Below are 22,078 nucleotides of genomic sequence, written 5' to 3' on the forward strand. Positions count from 1 at the left end.
AATCCACGGCGAAGGCATCCACGACGACCAGCCGTGGGAATCCTGCCTCACTCTCATCGAGCAAATCGCGCTCTACGTGGACCTGTACTCGGAGTTCATCGACCGAGCAGCACGTGAGTTCCCGAGCGTTCAGGTGGTGTATCAGAAAGGCAACCACGGGGAACTGCGCGGCGATGGGATGAGTCCCGATTCAAACGCCGACGACATCGCGTTTATGATGCTCGAAGACCGGGTTGCTGGGCGGGACTACGGTAACGTGAGCTTCGTTTCATCTCACGGTTCGTACTTCACGAACTTTCGAATGCGGGTCAACAACGAGGAAGACGAACGGCGTGCTGATGCACTCGGGGTGAAAATCAGTGAATTAAACCCGTCCTATCAGTCGGGTCACCGAGGGCATCTCCGTCACGGGCAGAAGAGCCTCTTCCACATCGGCACCTCATCGGGTCAGAACCGCTGGCGTGGGTGGCACGACAATCATGCCTTCGACATTGGCTACCGTGGACACTACCACGAGTGGCGCGTCGAGAATCTGGACAACCGCCCCATCATCATGTCTGGGTCCATCTGCCCGCCATCGGACTACGAAGAGTCCTTCGCGGCATACGCTGAACCGGCGGCGACAGTGCACGGGGTTTCCGACGACCGGCCTATCACGTTCTTCTACCCACTGGACTTCAAGTAGGTCTTGCCTACTCGCCTAACATTTCACGGCGGAACAGTTAAGTCATTGACTGTCATCGGTTCAGGAGAGTCCAGCTAAATGCCAGAATCACATCGCCGAGTCGGGTGTCGGGCAGACCAGTTTCGAATCTGTGATGCCCCGCACACTCGGTACTGGGATGACGGCGTGCCGGTACTGATTAGTACCACCTCTGGGAACGTCGTGAAGAAGTCCATCAGAGAGTACACGTTAACCTGTCCGCTCTGTTCTGATGAGGATAACGTCGAGTTAGGTCGCTATGACCACGACGAAGAACCCGTCTGCCCGGAGTGCGGTCTGCTGCTGGCTGGCGACGGGGTACCACGTACAAGCGACGGTTCCCGGCTGCTCTCAGACGCGAAAGCTGCGGGCCGAGTAAGCCCAGACAACCCATAACCATGCAAAATGAACCTGAAGTAAGCGCCGACGATGTACCATCCCTCGACTCGCTAACCGGCGAGCGTATTAACGAGATAATAACCGACGTGGAAATCGAAACACCCGACGGTGAGAAGACTCCACTCGGTGCAGTCGCCGCCGACATCGTGGAAGCGCACACGGAGGTTGAGGCGTACAAGAACGGCTCAATGGCGCTCTCACAAGCGCTCAACGAAGCGCTCACCGAGTACGATGAAGACGACGACGAGATGGTCGCTCAGGTCATCGAGGAACTGCGAGCAGAAGCCTTCGGCGTCTACCTTCGGGTCACTCGCGGCGACGACGAGTTGATTGGCGACCGAGATGGTCCGTACAGCGACTACTTCGGCGAGTCGGAACCCGATGAGGCCAGCCGATGAAGGAACTGCTCGCCCGACTGTTGGGTAAGTCGCCAACCCGAAGCACTGCGGACGTGCAGCACGTCGATAGGCAGGTCTACCGCACTGAAGGCGATGGGACGCAGTGCGAGCACACCGAGGTCGAGGAGGTCGATGAAGTCTACCCGTTATCCGTCGTGGATTGGCGAGTGAAGAACGGCTATCTCGTCGCACCACAGACCGCGTACCACATCATCCGGTGTAAGCAGTGTGGTCGCGACCTGTCGTGGGACGAAGAGAAAGCGGAGTCGCTGGCGTTCAAAGCCGACTTCGTGATTGATGCAGACATCGACATCGATGAGGCGCTCAATGCGATGGAGAGCGGTGCGAGCAACACGGAGAGCGAATCCATCCTCATCAATCGCAGCGAGAATCCGGAACAATCCGAAGAGTGACACAACCATGAAAGTACGAACAGAACACAAGAAAGTAGACGGCAGCACAGTAGTAGAGCATCTGGGGGTAGACAGGCTGATAGCACCGGGCAACTGTCTCCCGAAACTCTACGATGGAAATACACAGCATCGCATCGTCGGAACGATAACCAGCGTAGAGAATATCGATGGAGGCAAAGTCGCCTATCTGACAGAGGAAGACGAGTTCCGCTCGGTCTTCGATGTGCAGGAGGTGCAGATGCCGCCGATGGTACGGAAGCTGAACGTCACGTACACCGACTGGACCGATGAATTTCTGGAGTACCACCGGGTCGTGACGATTCACGAGGGCGATGGAGATGAGTAACGGACGAAGCGCCCTCGATGTGCTCGAAGACAGCTCCTCGCTCTACGAGCGCAAGAACGCCGACTACGGAGACGCGTGGCGGCTCGTCGGGAAGACGATGGAACTGTGGCTTCAGCACCAGAACGTCGAAGAGCTAACCATCCCCGCCAATCAGCACGAACTCAACTCGTTCAGCCTCTTCACGCGGCGGCTGGACAAGATGATTCGCGAGTTCAACGGCTGGTTCGTGGCCGATGGGATGGAGGTCGAGGAGTCCATCGCCGAAACCCACCAAGACGACGTGCCATACGCAGCGATGCACACCGAACTGGCGGAGCAGTACGCGAACATGAACTACGTAGAGTTCTCCAGCGGCGACAAGTGGAAGGACACCAGCTAATGTACGACGAAGACACCCTCAAAGCACTGGCGAACAGGCTGCTCGACCGACAAGATGAACCCTTCGAACTACTGTCGAACCTGACGACGGTTCGCAATCGGCAGTCGAGCGACGATGTGCCGAAGGAGATGCAGCGATTCGAACTCCGCCTCGAACTCAATGGTAACGACATGGAGACAATCATCGAGGAGGTGGAGGCGCAACTGGGAGTTGAGGATGACGAATGATGGTGAAATCGACGCGCTCGCCATTGAAATCGAGCGGGCCATCGCGAGGTCCGAAGGAACTATGGCTGCTTGTAGCGGTGGGACTACTCGTTCTCAGCACGCTATTGATGCAGCTCGTTTCTTCGCTATGAGAGGCCGCCATGACTGAGAAACAATCGGACGATAGCGTTGGGCTGCCGCCGAACGTGAAGCAAACGCTGTCGTCAATCCTCGCTCATGCTGCGTCTCAAGAGCGCACCGTCATCGAGTTGCGAACAGCTGAAGCGGCGAACGGGCGTCGTCACTTCACGAACGCACTGGAAATCACCGAGCACGTGGCCGAGATGGAGAACCAGCAGGACAAGAACCCGAAGAGGGGGCGAGAGCTATGACTGACTGGCTCATCGGTGGCCTGTTCGGCTTCTGGGCCGAGGTGCTGGCATGAGTCGCTACGACGGTCACGGGAGCAGCGACACGAGCGAAGCTTCCACGAACGCGACACCCACCCTCGGGGGCATCGACCCTGCCGCCCAGCTTCAGCCCGACCCGGAGTTGCTGACCGACGGCCTGCCGTACATCTCGAAGTCGCGACTGAAGACCTACCTCACCTGCCCGGCGAAGTTCTACTGGAAGTATTGGTGCGGGCATCGAACGCCGGGTTCGTACCACACCGAGAAGGGTTCACGGCTGCACGAAGCCTTCGAGGTGTTCCACCTGAACCTCATCGACTACGTGGAGGAACACGGCGAGCGTCCGGCGGAGTTCCAGCCGCTCATGCCGCACTGGTCGAACTACGCCCAGTGGATAGAGCAGTTCGGGAACTTCGTGAAGTTCGAAGAGCGCCGCTGGCGGGCCGCCTGTGAGTCGGTCGTTGGGGAAATCGCCATCGGCGATTCGCTCGGGATGGCACGACGCCGCTGGCTTCCTGTGGAAGTCGAAGCTGAGTTCTGGCTTGGCGAGCCGCCCCAATCGTGGGTGGAGAGCCAGGGCGAACCCGACTACGTGGCTGTCGGCCCGCCGGTTGGTGAAGTCCCGTGGATGGGGCGCATCGACCTGATGGTGCGGACGAACTCACTGCCCGGAGTTGAGGGCAACGGTGTCAGCATCATCGACTACAAGACAGGGAAGGTGCCAAACCCGCAGTACCGGCACGAAGGCATCTTCACGGAGAACGAGATGTACGCGATGGCTGTGGAACCCCACTTCCAAGTGGACTACACGGGCAACTACTTCCCACAGAGCGACACGCTGCTGCTCGAAGAGACGCCGCACCCCGGCCGCCGCAGCCTCATCGAGTCAACGGTCGTGGAGTTGCAGCAGACGCCTGACTACCTCGCTGACGACGACAATGGCCCTCCCGCCAACTTCGACTACGAAGAGCAGCCGTTGTGCTCGTGGGACAACGCCAACGGGCCGGGCAACTGCCACTTCTACAACATCTGTCCGAGTACGTGGAGGCCGAACTGATGGCACGAGAACCACTCGTCCTCGACACCGAAGACCTCGACCACATCGAGGAGCTTCTGGAAACACTCTCGGAGGGATACCACGTCCTCGGTCCCGATGAAGAGAAACGAGAGCAGTACGAGGGGATGCACAAGCGGCTGCAAGAGTCCCGACCATGACTGACCTTTCACACCACGACATCACGCTGAACGGCAACGAACTGAACATCACGGAGAACACACTTCGCGGGCTGGCTGGCTATCTAAAGAACGAGGGCGATGACATGTCTGGGTTCGCAGAACCCCACGAACTGACAGACATCGCCGACAAGATTCACCGTCAGCGCATCAAGAGCTACCCCGTCATCGCGTTCTGCGGACTGCCCGGCTCTGGTAAGACCACCATCGGCGAGTTCGCGGCGGAACTCGGACACGCTGAGTTCATCTCGATGGGTGATGCCATCCGGCACGAAGCGCCAGAGAACATCGCTGAAGACTCCGAAGAACTCGGCGAGTTCGCGGCACGAACACGGGAGGATGACCCCCGCGCCATCCCCAACTGGACCATCGACCGGGCAGTCGCCCGAGCCGAAGAAGATGCACTCATCATCGACGGGGTTCGTTCAGTGGATGACTACATGGTGCTGAATAACTTCTTCGAGAGCTTCGTGCTCATCAACGTCCGGTCGGACTTCTACAATCGACTGGAGCGGCTACAGGAGGGAGAGTTCGAAGCAGGAGACCTGTTGGCCCGTGACGAGCGGGAGAACCAAGAACTCGGGCTGGCGGAACTGCTCACCTACGAAGACGCTGAGTTCCTGCCCGACGACATCGATTACCCCGAAGGACTCCACGACGGCGTGATGGTCAACGACGGCGAAGACCTGTCCCTGCTGTACGAGAAAACGTCCGGTCTTCTCAACCGTCTCGGGGACTGGGCACCGCGTCTCGATGAGAACGACGAGGAAGACATCGAGGACGAGGAAATCGAGATGGGCGAAATCGAACCGTAGAGAGCGTAAAGAATTAAGACCCCCGGCTCCGTTCTTTCACACGGAGTCCGTGGAGCCGTAATCGTCTCGGTCTGTAATCCGATGAGGCCGGGGCGACGGTATCCGCGACACAACCTAACACAATGAAGAAACCAACGCTAACCGACGAGCAGTATCGAACAATAACGTGCGTTCTGAACGCCGTTACCCAAGCAGATAGCTCAGGGGATGCTGTCTGGTTGGGAGAACACGACAGAGAGAAACTGGAAGACGCGCTAATCGCGTTCGCTGATGATGAAACTCTGGTGATAGTATGACCTACGACACAATCGCACCACGGCTCAAGCTCAAGAACACGATTTCACACCCCGCCGACACGGGAGAGACCGGCTTAGTGCTCGGGTTCTCCGGACGGAATGTGCTACTCGGGCATGATGCCAACGTGTTGAAGCAGGAAGAACTGCCGACGATTCGAGATTCGCCGGCAGTCACCCACTTCATCATCCCAACCGAGCAGGTTGATGAGGCAGTACAGGACGACGTACACGTCTACATCCTCGGTGAGAAGACGGTCTATCACATCGACCCTATCGACGTGTCCAAAGCGAAGCAACACACCGGACGAAAGCACGGCGAAGACGTAGAGGGCGTTGCGGTCCCCCTCGGGAAGACGACACGTTGGTACCGCAGCCGGGTCGAGGTGAGCAACTGATGAAGCTCTCAGAGTTCGGCGACCGAGAGTTGGTGGTCACCTGCGACGAGCCAATCTTCCATCCGTCCGGTACCGGCATCATCGGCAAGATGGGCTACGACGACAAGCAGCGCCGCTGCGCTGTATTCTTCCGCGATGCAGATGAACACTACTTCCGGAAGTACGGCGGCTACGCGGTGTCGGTCGGCGTGCTGACTCAGATTCACAGCCGCGGTGTCGATACGGTTTACATCGCAGAGCAACTCGATGATGAAAAGCGCATGTTGGAATACGACATCGCTTCATTCATGGCTGGCACCCTCATCGCGTACAGTCCCGGCGAGAACAGCATCGTAGAGGGAGAACAGGCAGTTCAACACGCCGACGATAGCGTCTACACTGACAAGCAGCGCGTGGTTTCCGATAGCAACACCGTGCGCGTTTGGGAGTGGGACGAGTTCACGTTCCACCCATGACACTCAGACTCAACAGACTCGTGCCAGAAGAGTACGGCTGGTGTTCAGTGAAGTCACTGGAGAAGCTCAAACAGACGCAGGCTGAACTCAATGAGGCCGTCGCCGCAGCCGAGGAATTAGGCTTCACTGACCCGGACATCGACCGACTCCATGAGTACCTCAGTGAGTGGGGTCTTGCACCATGACGATAGAACTCTACGTCACGAACACCGAGACGATTCATCCACGGCGCGACAACGACGTAGAAGAGCTATCGGTGCGTCTCTACGGTCGAACGCGTGATGATGAAGCGAAGAAAATCACCGTCGAGGGGTTCTCCCCGTACTTCTACGTGCCCGCCGATGAAACGGACGTAGTTGCGCCGGTTGAACACGACAAGCTGGAGCGATACGAAGAGACGGACATCGTTCCGCTCGAAGACCGCTTCGATGAGAACCCACGGAAGCTGGCGAAGGTCGTCACCACCGACCCATACGTCCGTGAGTTGCGCCAGCGGTGGGACCGGACGTGGAGCGCCGACGTGGAGTTCACGTCGCTGTTCCGCATCGAGAAGGACATCAAGACAGGCGTTCGAGTGCCGTCCACCCGGTGTCATCACAGCGAGGTAGAGGCCGTGGACATCGAAGACGTAGAACCGCGTGTCCTCTACTTCGACATCGAGACGGACGACCGGGCAACGGGATTCCCCGACCCCGGCGAAGCACGAATCCTCTCCATCGCGGCGTACAACTCGGGGACAGGGAAGTACGCTACGTTCATCGACGGAGATGAGAAACCCATCGGGGAGTTCTATGGCTGGCCGGATGCGGACACCGGCCTCATCGAATGTAAGCTCGGGGAACCCACCAGCCTGAAATACTACCGGAGTGAGCGGCGGATGCTCATGAAGTTCGCCCAAGCTATCGAGATGAGCGACCCGGACATCATCACCGGGTGGAACTCGGGCGACGATTCGAACGACGGCTTCGACCTCCCCCACCTCATCGAGCGGATGAAGAACCTCGGCATCAGTGTCGGGCGTCTCTCCCGCGAAGGCTACGTCGATAACGAAGACATCGGCGACGGCGAATGGCGCACGTCTATCAAAGGGCGCAGCACCTACGACCTGATGGACGGGTGGGCGAACACGAAGTTCACGAAGCCCGACTCCAAGCGTCTCAACGACGTGGCGGCAACCGCGTTGGACGACTTCAAGCTCGAACACCCCGACATGGGCTACTTCGAGATGTACGAGTCTGACCCGGTGTTGTTCACCGATTACAACACGAAGGACACGCGGTTGGCGGTCGAAATCAACCACGCGGAGAACGTCTTCGGCTTCTACAAGCGGCTGAAGGACATGATTGGCGTGGACTGGGAAGAGACGCGCCAGAACAACGACTTCGTAGAGATGTCGGTACGGCGCAAGTGCCGAGAGCACGGCGTCGTCATGGTCACGGCGTGGGACAACGAACACGTTAGGGCCGCCGCCGAGAGGGACGACAATGAGGTGAACTTCGAGGGTGCCTACGTGTTCGATGCGTTCAGTGGGCTGAAGCGAAACGTGGTCGGGAAAGACCTCGCTTCACTCTACCCGATGACGCAGTACATGTTGAACGCTTCGCCGGACACGAAGGTAGACCGGCTGTGGGCGGTGAAGAACAACGTCCCCCACGTGGTTGCGGAGAACGGTGCGTGCTTCCGAACCGACGTAGACTCCATCATCAAAGAACTCGTGGACGAGTACGATGAAATCAAGATGGAGTTCAAACGTCGTCGCAATGAAGCCACGTATGGCACCGAAGAGTGGGACGCACTCGCTGTTGCCTACGGCACCACGAAGACCATCTACAACTCGTACTACGGCTACACGGGCTGGGACAAGAGTCCACTCTACGACCCGGACATCGCGGCGGCTGTCACCCTCACCGGGCAGGTGGTCATCAAAGAGACGGCTCGCTACATCAACGAGGAGACCGAGGCGGAAGTGGTCTACGGGGATACGGACTCCAACTACGCGGAGTACCCCGACGACTGGGAGCAAGAGCGCATCCTTGAGTACGCCCAGGGCGTCTGCGATACGCTCAACGAGGAAGTCTACCCCGAGTTGTGCGACCAGTTCAACATCGACCGCTCACAGAACGAGTGGTTCATCGAACTCGAAATGCTGGCCGACCGCTTCTTCCAGTCGGGTAGTAAGAAGTTCTACGCCTACCGCTCCATGTGGAGCGAGGGGATGCCCTTCGATGAGAAGGTGAAGGATGGGGAGGGCAGTATCTCCATCGCCGGCTACGCTTGTGTGAAGTCGAACTTCAGTGCGCTCACGAAGGACACGCAGCGCGCCATCCTGCACACCATCCTCGAAGACGGGACGAAGCAGGACGTAGCTGACATCATGTTCGAAGCTGCGTCCAGCATCGACCCCGCCAACCCCGACTGGGACAGAATCGGGATGCCGCAGGGTCTCGGAAAGAAGCTCTCGAAGGAGAAATCCGGCGGGGACGACTTCTACGACTGGTCTCCCAACGGCGACCATCCACAGAGCGCGCACCCACGAGGTGCATGGTTCGCGAACCACCTGCTCGACGTGAAGCTGGGGAAGGGTAGCCAGCCGAAGCGGTGCTACGTGAAGCCCACGCTCTCGGTCGGCGACGACATGGTTGACGTAATCGCCTACGAAGACCACTACGACCTCGAACCAATCGAGGACGAACTGAAGATAGACGCGGCGGCAATGCAGGAGAAGCTACTGGTAAACCCAATGGACGACATACTCGACGCTTTCGGGCTGGAGATGGATGCGGCGCTTCAGGGGAAAGCACAGACGCAGACAAGCATCGCGGGGTTCAACTAACATGGCTCGGCTGGGTGGGGATGCACTCGATGAGCCGGTGTCGTTCCCGAAGAGCGACGACGAATGGCACGAGCGACTGTGGGGCGACCGCGACAACATCGAGCGGACAATCCGCATGAAGTACGCCTTCAAGCAGATGAAGACGACTGCCGCCCACGTCCCGTGGAGTCGGCTGAAGCAACTGTCTGGAGTCAGGGGCAAACACGCACCCGACGACCACCTCAACTTCATCGGGTCGTGGCGCGTGCCGCTCTGGAAGTTCCAGGGGCAGGGGGTCAACCGGAAGTGGATGAACCCCGACTACGCGCACAAAAGACTTTTCCCTGAAGCGTGTGGTCTTTGTGGTTGTGGCATCCCGATTGTCCGACGAAACATGCCGGACGACTTCAATCCGCCGACCCGAATCACGGAACACAACGAGGGGTGCTGCACCCATGACCGGATGCAGGGCTACGCTGAACTCTGGCGCGAGCGAAAAGCGGTCCTCGAACAGACGTTCTACTTCGGGAAGCCGATGACGTGGGCGTCAGAGCGGCTGGCGTTCGACAACAACATCCAGCACATCCCGAGCATCGCGCAGAAGTGCGGCATCAACACGACCGAAGCGGCGCAGGCGGGGCGGCGTCGGGTGGTGCGGAGCCTCATCGTGTTGCTGCGCGAGTATCACCCGAAGGACGTGGCGTACCTGTACGACGTGAAAACTCGCTGGCTCTCTCAGATGGTCAACGAGGAAAGCACGTCGAGTTCACAGGCGCTCTACCTCGCTCGGCAGAAGAACTCGCCGGACTCGATTCTGGATGCCGTGAAAGAAGACCCACGTGGGGAGGAGTTGGTGGTCTGATGGGCTTCATTGGGTGGATACGCGGTGTTGTCAATCGCCCAGAGAAAAGAACTTTATGGAACGCGTGAGACAAGATATGACAACGGCAAGCGCTGCACCTATTGCTGTTGTCGATGGAATGCAGAGCGAAATTCGGCGAGTAGAAGGTCGTTTTGGTGGCTGGGGGAAGGTAATCTTCCCTGAGAAGCGCGAACCCGGCGACCCTATCCCCGAAGACCGGCTCTGGCTGAACACGTATATCACGTGGACGAAGCTAATCGAGCAGGTCGATGCGGATATTACTGTGGGTGATGTCCAACGAGAGGCTCTCAGGTCTATGCTGCGGCGTTTCGAGTCGCGGCTGTAGGATGCATCATAATCTTATTCTCGGCGCTCGTGGTGCCGCTAGACGTTGCGCTGCTGGCCGTCTCTGTGTGGACCATCTTTAGCACCGTGCTGATGCCGTGGTTGTGGCTCAAGCTTCAGCCCAAACGTGTGTCACCCGATTCACACACACCCCCGTAGGGTACCCACGAGGGACAACCACGTGTGTTGTAATCCGATGAGGCTGCCCGCCACTGTATGCGCTGTAGTGTAAACACATCGTGCAGTACCGCCGTGTAAAATGCAAAAAACCCCCGGTAGGAGTAGGACCGCGTTGGTCCCACCCCTACCGGGGGGTTTCTGTCTTTGTGGAGCGCCAATGAATTGACGCTCAGGTATAAGGTCTGCTGCGTGAATTGTCGTGTATGGAAATCAGCCCGCGGGATGCCGCCTTCCTTCTGGATGAGATGAGCACCGTGGAGCAGGACGAAAGTCGCTACCCGACAGTACGCGCAGAAGCAAAACGAATCCGCGAACAGGCTGAGGCCGCACTCACCGAGTAACCAGAAAAAGCCGCCGCGCCCACCCGCGAACCCACCCGGTGAGAGTGGTTATCACTGGCTGTTCTTCTTGTCTTCCGTTTTCTTCCCGCCGTAGCGCCGCTTCAGCACTTTCTTCGTCAGCTTCGGTGCGCCCAGCGCCAGCGTTGCGCCGAGGAACAGCATTTCGATGTCGCCAACGACGACTTCAGGAACGAGGTTGAGTAGGTTTTGCATGATGTGTATGAATCGTTGGTCGGGTGTCTATTCTTTCAGCACGAGATAGGAGTTCTCGTCCAGATACTTTCGGGTGAGTTCCACACCGGCTCTCGTGCTCAGATGTTTTGCGCGAAGGTGGGCCAGCGGGTCAACCCGCCAGTCGTCTTCGTAGTGTGCGTAGAGTGCTCTCCCGGTGCCGCCCCGGTCGCGCTGGAATAGCGTCACGTGAAGCTGCATCCCGTGCTCTACGAGGTCTGGTGCATCACGATGGAGCAGCACCCACGAGCCTTCACTGAGCCTCCCATCGGGGAGTGATTTCAGCGCAGATATGGGGTTCCTTCGGAATCCAACATCGTCCAGTTCTAGTTCGATGGTGTCTTCCTCCTCATCGAGTTCGGCAACGTACTGGTCGTAGCCGACTTTACCCTGTGAGTACAATCCGATGCCGAGCACCTCTCCGATGGTTGTCAGCGGGTCGTGAAACCGTGGGTACCAATCGCGACGGAACTCTTCGACCCAATCGTCGGTTTCATCAAGCTCGTAGTTCATTGGTGTAGACCGTCTTGTAGTTCTTCTGCAAGCAGTATTGGCCCAATGTCCACTCGAAGGTCTTCCCACTGGAGTAGACCGCATCGTCCGTGAAGCACACGATGTGGGCTTCTACCCCCCGCATTAGGTATGCGAGAGACACTGGTTCGTCTGTCTCACTGAGCAAGTATGACGCCGCGACGAATGCGTAGTCTTCGCAATCGCCCTGTCGCTTCGAAAGCGTCTCTTCGACGGGCTGAAGTCTGTCCCAGACCCCGAAGAGTTTGTCTTCTTGCCACGTGAACTTCTTGTTGAACCAACGCAGGTCGAACGAAGACCAGTCGAGTTCTGGTTTCACGTATCGCTCAGGCCGGAGCATTGCGCGAACTGTCCACGTCATTCAGGTACCTCTGCCTTCTCGGCGTGATAGCCCGCAAAGCGAACGCTTGTCTCAATCCAGTTGTCGTCGCTCGTGTACTCGCCCAGACTGTAGCCGTTCGTCACGTGCGCAAGACCGTGGTATGCCGACCACTTAGCCGGCGAAGCGATGAACTTGAAGACTTTCTCGGCCATCTCGCCATGCCCTGCTTCACGGAGGAGTCGTCCGTTCTCCGATGCAACGTCAGCAGCGCGGTCGCACTCGAACGAACATGGGTAAAACTCGATGAAGCGCCAGCCCATGTAGGCCCAGAACGTGTTGAGGATGTGGTGTGGTGACTCTACGACGAGTTCTCCACCTCTGTCTTCCATCGACGGGGTTCGCCGAGCGATGCTCGCCATCGGGTCTTCGTAGCCGTTCTGCCGGTCTTCGTGGTGCGCTGTTGCGCAGCAGTGTGGAACGCCTTGAAGTTCCATGCCGAGGATGGGGTCGAGTTCGTTGTTGAGAACAGCTTCCGGGCTGATTTTCGAGGTGTTTACAATCGCGATGGTGGTTCCCTGATTGCGCTGCTGTGAAGCGAACTGAACTTCGTCGGGCAGTGACCCGATGAGGCCGGGAACGTCCTCCGCTTTCCACGTATCTACGGTGAGCTTTCGCGGGTGCTCGTCATCGAGTACAGCATCGACCTTCGCTTGCTTGAATGCGGCGGGGAAGGGACCGAGGTAGTCGCTCCAGTAGTCGCGAAGCTCGGTTCCTTTCCAGTTGTGTTTGACAACACGAGGAAGGTCGAGGGTTAGTTCAGGTGCTTCTCTCTCGGGGTCGAGTGGTGAGGCGGCGTCGGTCATTAGTGGGAAATGTCTCCGTGAATGGAGCCGGTTTCGGGGTCTGCCGTGACGTTCTCTTCCCCGTATTTCTCGATGTACGCATCGCGCTTGGTGTCGAAGTCGGCGTTTTGAAGGCTCTGTGACAACACGCTGTTCTCATCATGACGTGCGCCACTAACGCTCGGCTTCGTGGCGTCTCGGCTGACCTGACTCTGGTGCATCCCGGCGAACGGCTTGATGTCGAGTTGCCCGCTCGCTGCGAGGTCGGCAATTGGTGCGTCCCACGGAGCATCAGTAATCATGCGCATGCCGGTCATCATCGCCTTCATGTCGTGCTTGATGGCGTCGAGAACGGCGTACTTCGCTTCACACCAGCGGGTACGATTGCGGTAGTCGTAGTCCAATCCAGACGAGGGGCAGCCGCCCTGACAGACGTTCCAGAACTGACAGCCCTTACAGCCGCCGTGGTCTTCTTCGCCCTCGGTGTGTGGACCGGGGACTTGCTTCAGCATCTCGTAGCGTTCCTCGGTGTTGTTGTACTCGCTGCCGTTCGAGTCACCCTGTAGGAACGCCGCGCCGTCGCCGACAGTGCCCCACGTCTTCCCGCAGCCTGTTGTGTTGCCATCTCCCGTGGCGATTTTTGCTGCCCCAGCGTTGAACACGTCACACTTGTTCTCCACGCAGTTGCGGAGTGAGTTGCCGATGAGGTTGTCCTGCATATCGTTCATCGGCCCCCAATTGCGGTAGGGTTCAGCCTTCATCCACTCCCACGTCCGGAGGTAGACTTCCTTGAGCCGCGTCGGTGTCAGCGACTCATCGGCTTGGACATCTTCGTAGGGAATGGCGGGGTTGAAGTGACCGCTCACGCCACGTTCCTGAAGCGAGTCCATCCACGAAAGTAGGTTCTCCAGCTTTTCGTCGTCGCCTGCATTCTGCTTTGTGAGCACCACGATAATGCCCATCGACGCGTCTGAGTCGGCGACACGCTCGATGGAGTTGAGCGTTTTCTCGGTCATTGAGTCCGTGATGTCGCGCTGTTCGCCGTCCATCTCCGAACGGGCGTATCGTAATCCGTTGAGGTCGCCCGGCCCGTCGCACGAGATGCCGACGTTGACGCGGTACTTCTCGAACATCTCGATATGCTCGTCGGTAATGAGCGTCCCGTTCGTCTGGATGTGGGTGTTCTTTTTCTGCTCTTCGAGGTCGTACTCTTCGTGAGTCCACTTCAGGATTCTCTCGATGTGTTCGTCGCGCATCAAGAGTGGTTCGCCTCCGTGAAGTCCCGGCGTCTGGCCGGGGTAGCGCTGTTTGAACTGCTTGAGGCGGCCCATTATCGCCTCGATGTCGTACTCGCTGTCGATTTGGGCTTGGTCGTATTGTCTGCCCGGTTCTTCGTAGCAATAATCGCAGCCCATGTTGCAGCGGAGGGTTGCGGAGACGTGAACGCTCATGATTAAACTGGTTGGGGTTCGTCAGCGTAGTTCGTGTGGTCGCTGAAGTCGTCCGAGTGTGGCGGGTTGTCCGAGTAGCCGGTGTTGTCGTGGTCGTCGTGGTCGTTGTGGTCGTTGTGGTCGGTGCCAGAGTCCGTGTGGTCGCTGAACGCCCCCAAGTCCCCGTGTGCTGCCTGATAATCCTCGTGACTGTCCGAGTGTGATGTGTCGGAGTGACTGTCGTAGTGGTCGGAGTGATTACTGTGCGTGTCGTCGTGCGGTGGGTTGTCTGAGTACCCCGAATCAGTGTGTACGTTTTCGTCAGCACCAGCCGCAGTCTTCTGCTGGCTTTCATCAACGTAAGTGATGAGCGAGTTTTCGACCCAGATAGACCCCTTTGTGCCAGCAACAGCAGAGTCTACGTTTCGGGGGATGCGCCGCTTTCGCTGATTCGAATCAACGTAGTAGAGGTATTCACCCTGAATCCCCAGATAGCCGGGAGATTTCGAAACGGAACCGAGGTCTGCGCCTGTGTAGGCCCACTCAGTTTCCGTGCCGTCGAGAAAGTGCAGGTCATTGCCCTCTACCCACATCGAGCCGGTCTCAGGCATTCACATCACGCCCACTGGTCGCTCCCAACGGGGAGCACGAGTGCGTTTGGTCGAAGTGTCTCCGTTTCGCGGTAGTAGCGTCCGTCGTGAAGGTGCCCCACGTCTGCGAAGTTCGTGTCTACTTCAGTTTCAGTGTAGTAGCGGTCGTCGTGGTCGTGGCCCGATGGCGAAAAGTTCGAGTCGGCTTCGGTTTCCGTGTAGTATCGTCCGTCGTGAAGGTGCCCCGCGGCTGCGAAGTCTGCGGCGTGCTGGCCGTCTACGGTGTCGGCCTCATCGGCTTGGTCCACGATTCCGTCGTCGTTCGAGTCAAGACGCGTGAACTCATCTGCGTGGTCGGCGAGGGCCTGACTAACGGCGTCCCACCACCAGTCGAACTGCTGCGCGTCCGGTCGTTCGTTCTGCTCGAAGTTGAGTGACCCCGGTGGTTTCGCTCCAACGTCTCCATGCGTGTAGTCGAGTTTGGTTCGTGCCATGTGTATGTCCCGTGGTTAGATGGACGAGGACCACGTACCCTCGTTGAAGCCTTCGAGTGCGTCTTCGTCGCCCTCGAACGCGAATGTCCCTTCGGAGGTGATTACTGCTCGGGCGTCAACACTGAGCGCGCCGTTCAGGAGTATCTGAAGCTCGTTCTTCGTCAGTGGGTGTGAATCCAGAATCGCGCCATCAACACCCAACTCGACGGTCTTCGGCTCTATGGTGTCCGGTGGCGTCGTGAGCGTGATGTCGCCTTTGTCTGCACCGAGGATAGACATCGCGGCGCTGGCGAACGATTCATACGACGTGTCGCTCGCTTCCGCAGCAAAGCCCCCGAGGATGCGAACGCGAAGTTTGTCGTCGCCTTCGTCGGTCTTTCGGACAATGCCGACGAATGCGCCAAGCTTTTCGAGTTCCTTGCCCGTTGCACTGCCGATGAAGCGGTCGTCGTACATCGACTCCAGTTCGAGGTCGATTCTGCCGTTCTCGCTCGCCAGAACGTGCAGAAGACTCGTAAGGTTCTTCTCCGGGCCGAGGGAAACCGGGTAGTCCCAGTTCTCCTCGATGTCGGCTTCGTTGTCGTATCCTGTAATCATTTATGGATGAACCCCATGTCCAGCGAGTAGAGTTCGTTGTAGCCGCTGTAGTTCGTGATTTTCATGCGGTAGTAGCCATCGGGGTTGACGGGCAACTCGGGAACATGGTTCACGAGTTCGTCGTCATACGTGTCGATGGGGTCGCTCTCTTGGGCAACCGTAGAACCATCCTCGCTGTACTGGACGAGGATTGTCGCTGCGGGCTTCTTTGCCATCGGGACCACGAGTGCACGGACAGCGAATAGGTCTTCACGTCCGGTAATCCTCGACTCCTGTGACCACTCTGTGTACCACGCGACCTCATCCTCGTCCCACGTGAGGTCGTAGTCGAGGAGTTCGAGTGAAGTACGGTCGTTGTAGATTGCGGTACTTGCCGGTGCCATGTGGGACATGGTACTTCTTTCAACGGAAATCGACCCACGGCTGGAACTCGATGAGGCCGGTAACGCGTGGGACGTAACATTGATTGGTTCGTTTTGGAATGTACGAACTACGCTCGATACAAACGGGTTCGAGTGCGACGCGGTGCCCCGCTCATCGAGTTCCAACGCGCGGTCGGCGCTCGACGTAGATGCCGAAGCGTAGGAAGTGGCTGTTAGAAGATACAGTGCAACCGGCGTAGTCCATGCCCCAGTAACATGCTCAGTTTCAGCACGCAGTCTGACTTCATGGCTTAGAAGTCCACCGCTGATGGTGAGGTTTGTCGTCAGCGTGTCGTAGGTTACTACCTGCTCGGCCCATCCATTCGCGGTATTGTCCCACGTAGAGCTACCGATTTCGCGGGCCTGAATCCTGATGTCCCCGTTGTTCGTGGTTTGCGTTTCGCGGTCTACCGAGATTTCACCGTCAACGTCGTTGTCAAGCGCGGGTGGGTCCTCATCTGGAAGCGTTGTTGTGAATGTTGCTGGCATTTCATGTACCGTCCAGTTCAGTTAGCGCGTCTACGTAGGTCGTATCCTGTGCAGCGTCCCACCCAATGCCACCGGAAGTCGACTGGAACGTGGTTACCTGATACGTCGTAGAGCCATACACGGAATCGTCGGTAGGGTTGACTGCGGTGGCTACCACAGTGTCGTCGCCCTGCCACTCGACTTCTATGCGAACCGGTGCGTCTGTTGGCGTTCCAACGTTGCTGTCGGTGCCGCCTTGTGCAGTCCCGTTGTCGTACTCCCAGACGTAGAGGTCGCCACCGCTGTTGAGGTAGACAACACACCCGCTTATGGTTGCGGGGTCGGCTGTCTGGTGGCCGAAGATGAAGCCAGCGTTGTTCGAGCCGGGGTTCTGCTGTAAGTAGCTGTAGGTCTTGCCACGCTCTACAGTCACATCCATTGTGACGTAGGGCGACGCCTCGTATCCACCCGTGTCTGAGTTGATGGCTAATGACTGTGAGCCTTCTAACGCCGGTGAAGTTGTTGTGGATAACTCGTTGTTTGTGCCGGTGTACTTAGCAAGTGGGTCGGCTCCCTCGAAGTCTTCTAAGACGACGGGACCAGTGGAGCCTTCTACGTCAAATGACTCTGCATGTTCAGTGAATGCACTGACGCGAACGGCGTAACCTTCTCCGTTTTTCAGTCCCGTGACCGTATGGCTTACCGTTTCACCTTCGGTGACGGTGGTGGTTATATCCGAGCCGTTCTGGGTCCAGTTGAGCGTTTTCCCGTCTTCGGCGACTTCAGCACGGTAGCCGTCCTTGTTGTTTGCGTTGTCGATAAACTGAATGTCGGCTTCATTGTCACGCACATCGAGGACTTCTAACCCAGTTGGAGGCGGAAGTAGTGTTACTTCAGAGACCTCGTTTGAGACTTTCGACTCTTCACCACTATTGTATGAAGTAACTCGATAGAAATATTGCTCACCGTCAAGAAGGCCAATATCTGTATATGATATAGTATCAGCAGATAGATTAGCAACTTCAGTATAGTCACCGACAACAGAGCCGGAAGCCGCTGCTCTATAAACACGGTAGCCGTCTTCGTTTGAAACGTTGTCCCATCCGATTGTGAGTTCACGTTCCGTGGCAGAATCATCTATGCTGAGATTAGATGGACTGGGTGGTAGGATTTTAGCGTTCGCCTCGTTGGAGACTGCGCTCTCCCCACCGAACACGGACTCCGCCGTCACGCGGTAGTAGTTTTCCCCTGTCAGCGGGCTGGTGTCCGTGTACGTCTCCGAGACGCCGCTGAAGTTTAGCCCGTCCCACCACATATCGAGGGTGCCGTCCCCCCATCCGACGCTAATTGGGTTGTTGAAGTTCCAAAGCTCGACGGACTCGATGTCTACGCCCTGCTTGAGCGAACGCGTTGCCGACGAACTCGTCCCCGTGATTAAGTTCTCGAACGACGCAGTTACCTCACCCGTGCCCCAGTTAAAGTCCCACTCGACTCGCACCCACGCGTCGTACTCGCCGGTTCTGGTGTTTGTATATTCGTAACCGGGCGCGAAGTCTATGACGTGTTCGGAGTTGTCCGTCGCGGTTCCGCCTTCGTAGTTGCCGTTCGAGTTGACGAGGCGGACGCCGCCCCCGGCGCTGGTCTCTCTTTCTTGGAAGTAGTAGACGAACCTGTCCGGCTGTTCGCCGCCCGCGAACGGCGTCCACTCGGCCTGTAGCCCGGTGCCGTTCGCCCCGGAGTAGAACGAGTTGCTCCCCTCGACCACTCGGTCGGTCGCCTGACCGCCGTTTGAGACGGTCCACGGCGTCATGTACTCGAAGCCGCCGAACTTATCGTTGGCGTCTACGGTATCTATGAGCGTGTAGTCGCCTGTGGTAGTCCCGCTTGATGTAGCACGGTAGACGTTGAATATGGACTCGTTGTTGCTTTCGTCTACCCACGACAGGTCTATGTCGCCGTCAGCGTTTGTCGCCGCCAGCGAGGACGGTGGTTTTGGATTTACATATTCGAGTAATGTTGCATCGTAGTATCCACCGGCGTTCCCGGAGTGACCAGTCTCGGCGTCGATGACGGTGTCGTTACCGTCACCCCCGTCCATCTGGAATCTGAGCGTCTCTGTACCAACGGGTAGGAATACTTCCAGAGAGTGTTTGTTCCAGCCGTTAACGTTCGGGTTAGACCGCTCTCCGGTCCACATGGTCTTCCACTCTTGGAGGGTGGTCCCAGACCCATCTTTTGCGTATAGATGGAGCCGCGCGTCGTCCTCCCAAACGTATTGTTGTGAGCCACCAGAACCATCACCGCTCCCCGATGCACCTGATGACTTGAACCACATCTCAGCTCGTATCTCTCTGCCCCCTTCTACGGTTATATCTTGGTAGATGTAGGCATTCGGCCACACATCCGCGTTTTCGTACGTGTCGCCCCACGACTGCGCCCCGGCATAGGATTCAGTAGTGTTGACGGTGTATTCGCTGTGCGTAGAATTCCACGAACCGGGGTTTATAGTACCGGTTGAATATGATTCAAAACCATCTACCAATATTGGCATTTACTTGGCCCCTCGGGGTTTGCAATGGTTACCATTCATATGCGATGTGAACGACCCAACCGACTCGAACGCATCAATTTGTTCTGCCATAGTTCAGATTACTGCGGAATATTCAACGAGTGCGTGATTACCACACTGTCCCCGTCTTGATTCAGCGTTGCTTCAGCGAACTGCTCTTGTGGCGTCAACTGGTTTCCACCCGATGAGGCGTCCCACAGCGCGGAATACTTGATGGTTGTTGGCTGCGGGATGTCTGCGTCGGAACCCTGCAAGCTGATTTCAACCTGAAGCGTGTTGTCGCCGTCGGCGTCAAGCCACTGGCAGCGCGTGTCACCCGTGATAGAAACTCGGGTAATAGCCGACTGCGTTTCGTCGTACAGTTCGATGTAGTCCCACGGCGGGGGCGACGCACTTTCACTGTTCACGTAGTTTCGGAGGCTCTGGTAGCCTGCTGTGGTAAGTTCTGCCATGAAGTTTACTTGAGTGTGGTGTTCACCGTGATGGAACCATCACGGGCGTCTGTTACCGCGACCTTATCGTCGGTCACTGCGTACACGTCGGCCCCACTGGCCGTAGTTGTCGTATCGTCACTGCCATCACTGTTGTCGTCAATCGTGAGGGAGTCAACCTCCCAGATGCCGGTTTCGGCGGGGTCAACGAGTTTCCCCGCGAGAACGGCTTCGTACACGTCTTCTCCGTTGGCAAGCCCCCCAAGCTGTGAACCGTCGATGTCCGTCCCGCCGATATACTCTACGACCATCGACTGAACGCTCGTATCTCCGACGTAGTTCTCATCGACCACCAAGTCGAGCGTAACGTCCAACTGCACTTCGATTGGCTCAGACCACCTGTACGTCTCCGTCTGGCCCGTCGCGGGCGATTCTATATCGTAGGTGACCTCGTTACCGGCGTAGCCTGCAACGTCGTTTGAGTCAACTGAGGCCGTGTCGTGGAGTGCCTGTGCGATGTCGCCATGAAGCCCCCCGTAGATGATAGGTTCGTAGCAGTGCGGCGGTCGTCCATCTCCGTCAACCGTGTCTTCGCGATTACGCTTCACGGTTACCGACTGGACGCCAGCGACTTCGCTCAGTATTGTTTTAAGCGCACTGAGTGATGCTGCGCCACCAATCGAGGAGTTCTCGAAGGCGCGCTGTCGCAGGTCTTCGTCGTCTTCGCGCTCTTGGCCGAGGATGAGCGGCGAGAGGTTCCGGTCTACGAAGCTGAGGTCGCCCGTAGGCACGGGGTTCGTGATGTTCTCGATGCCGGTGAGGCCCGAAGTAGCCACGGTAATCGTGTCGGGGCCAACGTTCGTGTGAACGCCGCCGTTGATACCACGGATGGATGCAGTGACCACGGAGGTCGCGACTTCATCTACGAGTGCGGTGGCAACGCCATCGTTCGATTCGATTTCGAACGCGCCCGTGTTCCACTCGGGTTCATACGCCAACGTGGCTTCACCGACCTTGGTGGTTCGGGCTGAACTCTCGTAGATGGTTGCACGCAAATCGTCGTAGAGCGACCAATCGAGTTCTACGTGCGATGCAGTCCCAGTTGGTACGGCGACGACCTCCGTGGAGAGAGCATCTTCGGTGCCGTCAACCACCGTCCGAAGATGAATGTCACCGGATGATGTGTCCACGATGAGTTCGTGGTAGTTGTCGGCGTCGTTCATGCCGAACTTGAAGGACGTGATGGAATCCGATGAGGGGGCGAAGTCCAGATTGAACGTCGTCCCGACTTTGTAGTCCTTCCGTACTGTCTGGAGTGCAACGGCGTCTGTTGCCGGTACTTCGAGCGAGTAGCTCTCGGTGAGCGCACCAGCCTGCACGCGGCTGAAGTCTGCTTTGTCGCCTTCCCACGCGTTCAGGTTGTCTTCGAACCCGTCGATGTAGGCCAACGTGGTTTGATTCGTGGTGACGAACTCGATGGGTGAACTTCCGCGTGTCTGTATCTTGGAGTTCTTCGGAACGGTGTAGCTCGTCGTGGGAATGTCGTCGCGGCTAAACTCGATGAGGCCGGTCGCAGGCACAGCTTCACGCCGCGTGAGGCCGATGTACTGGGCGAGCTTGTCGAGGTTTTTACCCTCGGCATCGGCGAGATATGCGGATTTGTAGACCCGCTGCATCGCCTCCTCTTGGTTCTCTGCAAGTGTCTCCGCTTCCGCCCGGAGTTGCTGAGATACCAAGTCTCCCGGTTCGACCGTCTTGCCGAGTTTGGCTTCGAATTTGTTTCGAAGTCGGTCGTAGATTTCGTCTTCTGTGAGCTTTTCGTAGCCGTCGTCGGTGAATGGCATTAGAGTGTTTCCTCGAAGGAGTCCCCGGTGTTGAAGCCGATGATGATTTTCACTGTATCTGAAGCCGTGTTAGTTCGCGTGACTTTCAGATGGTCGATAGAATCGATGACACTGTACTGGTTCGCAAGCCGAGTGACAATCTGCTTCACACGGAGTTCGAGCGTGGCGTCGTTCGCCGTAGAGCCGAAGAGAATGCGCTGTTGGTCGTGCAGTTGCACGGTGAGCGCCTGCTGGAACTCTTCGATTCCTTCGACCGTCACGAAGTCGCCCCACTCGGTGAAGTGGATGTCCATGTCGCTGTTGAGTGAGTAATCCATGT

General features: G+C 57.6%; 29 protein-coding genes. 16 read left to right on the top strand and 13 right to left on the bottom strand.

Annotated elements, in window-relative coordinates:
- The 16 genes from ACESMD_RS06770 to ACESMD_RS06845 form a co-directional block, all read left to right on the top strand.
- On the top strand, positions 1 to 685 hold a 685-nt coding region (locus ACESMD_RS06770; RefSeq protein WP_372611546.1), incomplete at its 5' end, for a hypothetical protein.
- A gap of 416 nt (positions 686 to 1,101) precedes the next feature.
- On the top strand, positions 1,102 to 1,500 hold the full coding sequence (locus ACESMD_RS06775; RefSeq protein WP_372611548.1) for a hypothetical protein: 399 nt from the start codon (positions 1,102 to 1,104) through the stop codon (positions 1,498 to 1,500).
- Entirely contained in the window at positions 1,497 to 1,913 is a 417-nt protein-coding gene (locus tag ACESMD_RS06780; RefSeq protein WP_372611550.1) for a hypothetical protein, read from the top strand. Before ACESMD_RS06775 ends, ACESMD_RS06780 begins: the two co-directional genes overlap by 4 nt.
- Positions 1,914 to 1,920: 7 nt before the next feature.
- Positions 1,921 to 2,259, top strand: a complete 339-nt coding sequence (locus tag ACESMD_RS06785; protein WP_372611552.1) for a hypothetical protein — start codon at positions 1,921 to 1,923, stop codon at positions 2,257 to 2,259.
- Positions 2,252 to 2,638, top strand: coding sequence for a hypothetical protein (locus ACESMD_RS06790; protein ID WP_372611554.1), 387 nt, complete (start codon positions 2,252 to 2,254; stop codon positions 2,636 to 2,638). The genes ACESMD_RS06785 and ACESMD_RS06790 overlap by 8 nt, the downstream gene beginning before the upstream one ends.
- Positions 2,638 to 2,865: a hypothetical protein gene (locus ACESMD_RS06795; RefSeq protein WP_372611556.1), complete on the top strand. Its 228-nt coding sequence runs from the start codon at positions 2,638 to 2,640 to the stop codon at positions 2,863 to 2,865. The genes ACESMD_RS06790 and ACESMD_RS06795 overlap by 1 nt, the downstream gene beginning before the upstream one ends.
- A gap of 140 nt (positions 2,866 to 3,005) precedes the next feature.
- Positions 3,006 to 3,236: a hypothetical protein gene (locus tag ACESMD_RS06800; protein ID WP_372611558.1), complete on the top strand. Its 231-nt coding sequence runs from the start codon at positions 3,006 to 3,008 to the stop codon at positions 3,234 to 3,236.
- A gap of 49 nt (positions 3,237 to 3,285) precedes the next feature.
- Positions 3,286 to 4,311, top strand: a complete 1,026-nt coding sequence (locus ACESMD_RS06805; protein ID WP_372611559.1) for a PD-(D/E)XK nuclease family protein — start codon at positions 3,286 to 3,288, stop codon at positions 4,309 to 4,311.
- Positions 4,311 to 4,469: a hypothetical protein gene (locus ACESMD_RS06810; protein WP_372611561.1), complete on the top strand. Its 159-nt coding sequence runs from the start codon at positions 4,311 to 4,313 to the stop codon at positions 4,467 to 4,469. Before ACESMD_RS06805 ends, ACESMD_RS06810 begins: the two co-directional genes overlap by 1 nt.
- Entirely contained in the window at positions 4,466 to 5,302 is an 837-nt protein-coding gene (locus ACESMD_RS06815; protein ID WP_372611563.1) for an AAA family ATPase, read from the top strand. The genes ACESMD_RS06810 and ACESMD_RS06815 overlap by 4 nt, the downstream gene beginning before the upstream one ends.
- Positions 5,303 to 5,594: 292 nt before the next feature.
- Positions 5,595 to 5,993: a hypothetical protein gene (locus ACESMD_RS06820; RefSeq protein WP_372611565.1), complete on the top strand. Its 399-nt coding sequence runs from the start codon at positions 5,595 to 5,597 to the stop codon at positions 5,991 to 5,993.
- On the top strand, positions 5,993 to 6,448 hold the full coding sequence (locus tag ACESMD_RS06825; protein WP_372611567.1) for a hypothetical protein: 456 nt from the start codon (positions 5,993 to 5,995) through the stop codon (positions 6,446 to 6,448). The genes ACESMD_RS06820 and ACESMD_RS06825 overlap by 1 nt, the downstream gene beginning before the upstream one ends.
- Positions 6,445 to 6,633 carry a hypothetical protein gene (locus tag ACESMD_RS06830; protein ID WP_372611569.1) on the top strand — a complete coding sequence of 63 codons (189 nt, stop codon included), beginning with the start codon at positions 6,445 to 6,447 and terminating at the stop codon, positions 6,631 to 6,633. The genes ACESMD_RS06825 and ACESMD_RS06830 overlap by 4 nt, the downstream gene beginning before the upstream one ends.
- The gene (locus tag ACESMD_RS06835; protein WP_372611571.1) at positions 6,630 to 9,281 is read left to right on the top strand and encodes a DNA polymerase domain-containing protein; all 2,652 of its coding nucleotides are present in this window, start codon (positions 6,630 to 6,632) and stop codon (positions 9,279 to 9,281) included. The genes ACESMD_RS06830 and ACESMD_RS06835 overlap by 4 nt, the downstream gene beginning before the upstream one ends.
- A gap of 1 nt (position 9,282) precedes the next feature.
- The gene (locus ACESMD_RS06840; RefSeq protein WP_372611573.1) at positions 9,283 to 10,122 is read left to right on the top strand and encodes a hypothetical protein; all 840 of its coding nucleotides are present in this window, start codon (positions 9,283 to 9,285) and stop codon (positions 10,120 to 10,122) included.
- Between the two features lie 76 nt (positions 10,123 to 10,198).
- On the top strand, positions 10,199 to 10,468 hold the full coding sequence (locus ACESMD_RS06845) for a hypothetical protein (protein WP_372611575.1): 270 nt from the start codon (positions 10,199 to 10,201) through the stop codon (positions 10,466 to 10,468).
- 571 nt (positions 10,469 to 11,039) lie between these two features.
- Here ACESMD_RS06845 and ACESMD_RS06850 read toward each other — a convergent pair.
- The 13 genes from ACESMD_RS06850 to ACESMD_RS06910 form a co-directional block, all read right to left on the bottom strand.
- On the bottom strand, positions 11,040 to 11,201 hold the full coding sequence (locus tag ACESMD_RS06850) for a hypothetical protein (protein ID WP_372611577.1): 162 nt from the start codon (positions 11,199 to 11,201) through the stop codon (positions 11,040 to 11,042).
- A 27-nt stretch (positions 11,202 to 11,228) separates the two neighbouring features.
- Positions 11,229 to 11,732, bottom strand: a complete 504-nt coding sequence (locus tag ACESMD_RS06855; protein ID WP_372611579.1) for a hypothetical protein — start codon at positions 11,730 to 11,732, stop codon at positions 11,229 to 11,231.
- Complete coding sequence (locus tag ACESMD_RS06860; protein ID WP_372611581.1) at positions 11,716 to 12,111, bottom strand: transglutaminase-like domain-containing protein; 396 nt, start codon at positions 12,109 to 12,111, stop codon at positions 11,716 to 11,718. Before ACESMD_RS06860 ends, ACESMD_RS06855 begins: the two co-directional genes overlap by 17 nt.
- Positions 12,108 to 12,935 carry a hypothetical protein gene (locus ACESMD_RS06865; protein ID WP_372611583.1) on the bottom strand — a complete coding sequence of 276 codons (828 nt, stop codon included), beginning with the start codon at positions 12,933 to 12,935 and terminating at the stop codon, positions 12,108 to 12,110. The genes ACESMD_RS06860 and ACESMD_RS06865 overlap by 4 nt, the downstream gene beginning before the upstream one ends.
- On the bottom strand, positions 12,935 to 14,365 hold the full coding sequence (locus tag ACESMD_RS06870) for a radical SAM protein (RefSeq protein ID WP_372611585.1): 1,431 nt from the start codon (positions 14,363 to 14,365) through the stop codon (positions 12,935 to 12,937). Before ACESMD_RS06870 ends, ACESMD_RS06865 begins: the two co-directional genes overlap by 1 nt.
- Positions 14,366 to 14,367: 2 nt before the next feature.
- Positions 14,368 to 14,955 (bottom strand): hypothetical protein, encoded by a 588-nt coding sequence (locus tag ACESMD_RS06875; RefSeq protein ID WP_372611587.1) that lies wholly within the window; start codon positions 14,953 to 14,955, stop codon positions 14,368 to 14,370.
- Between the two features lie 5 nt (positions 14,956 to 14,960).
- Positions 14,961 to 15,428 (bottom strand): hypothetical protein, encoded by a 468-nt coding sequence (locus ACESMD_RS06880; protein ID WP_372611589.1) that lies wholly within the window; start codon positions 15,426 to 15,428, stop codon positions 14,961 to 14,963.
- 15 nt (positions 15,429 to 15,443) lie between these two features.
- Complete coding sequence (locus ACESMD_RS06885; protein WP_372611591.1) at positions 15,444 to 16,025, bottom strand: hypothetical protein; 582 nt, start codon at positions 16,023 to 16,025, stop codon at positions 15,444 to 15,446.
- Positions 16,022 to 16,936 (bottom strand): hypothetical protein, encoded by a 915-nt coding sequence (locus tag ACESMD_RS06890; RefSeq protein WP_372611593.1) that lies wholly within the window; start codon positions 16,934 to 16,936, stop codon positions 16,022 to 16,024. The genes ACESMD_RS06885 and ACESMD_RS06890 overlap by 4 nt, the downstream gene beginning before the upstream one ends.
- A gap of 1 nt (position 16,937) precedes the next feature.
- Complete coding sequence (locus ACESMD_RS06895) at positions 16,938 to 19,466, bottom strand: fibronectin type III domain-containing protein (protein WP_372611595.1); 2,529 nt, start codon at positions 19,464 to 19,466, stop codon at positions 16,938 to 16,940.
- A gap of 98 nt (positions 19,467 to 19,564) precedes the next feature.
- Positions 19,565 to 19,936, bottom strand: coding sequence for a hypothetical protein (locus tag ACESMD_RS06900; protein ID WP_372611597.1), 372 nt, complete (start codon positions 19,934 to 19,936; stop codon positions 19,565 to 19,567).
- A 5-nt stretch (positions 19,937 to 19,941) separates the two neighbouring features.
- On the bottom strand, positions 19,942 to 21,759 hold the full coding sequence (locus tag ACESMD_RS06905; RefSeq protein WP_372611599.1) for a hypothetical protein: 1,818 nt from the start codon (positions 21,757 to 21,759) through the stop codon (positions 19,942 to 19,944).
- Positions 21,759 to 22,076: a hypothetical protein gene (locus ACESMD_RS06910; RefSeq protein WP_372611601.1), complete on the bottom strand. Its 318-nt coding sequence runs from the start codon at positions 22,074 to 22,076 to the stop codon at positions 21,759 to 21,761. Before ACESMD_RS06910 ends, ACESMD_RS06905 begins: the two co-directional genes overlap by 1 nt.
- Positions 22,077 to 22,078: the final 2 nt, after the last annotated feature.

Origin of the sequence: Halomonas sp. (assembly GCF_041689495.1) — a bacterium.
Classification (GTDB): Bacteria; Pseudomonadota; Gammaproteobacteria; order Pseudomonadales; family Halomonadaceae; genus Halomonas.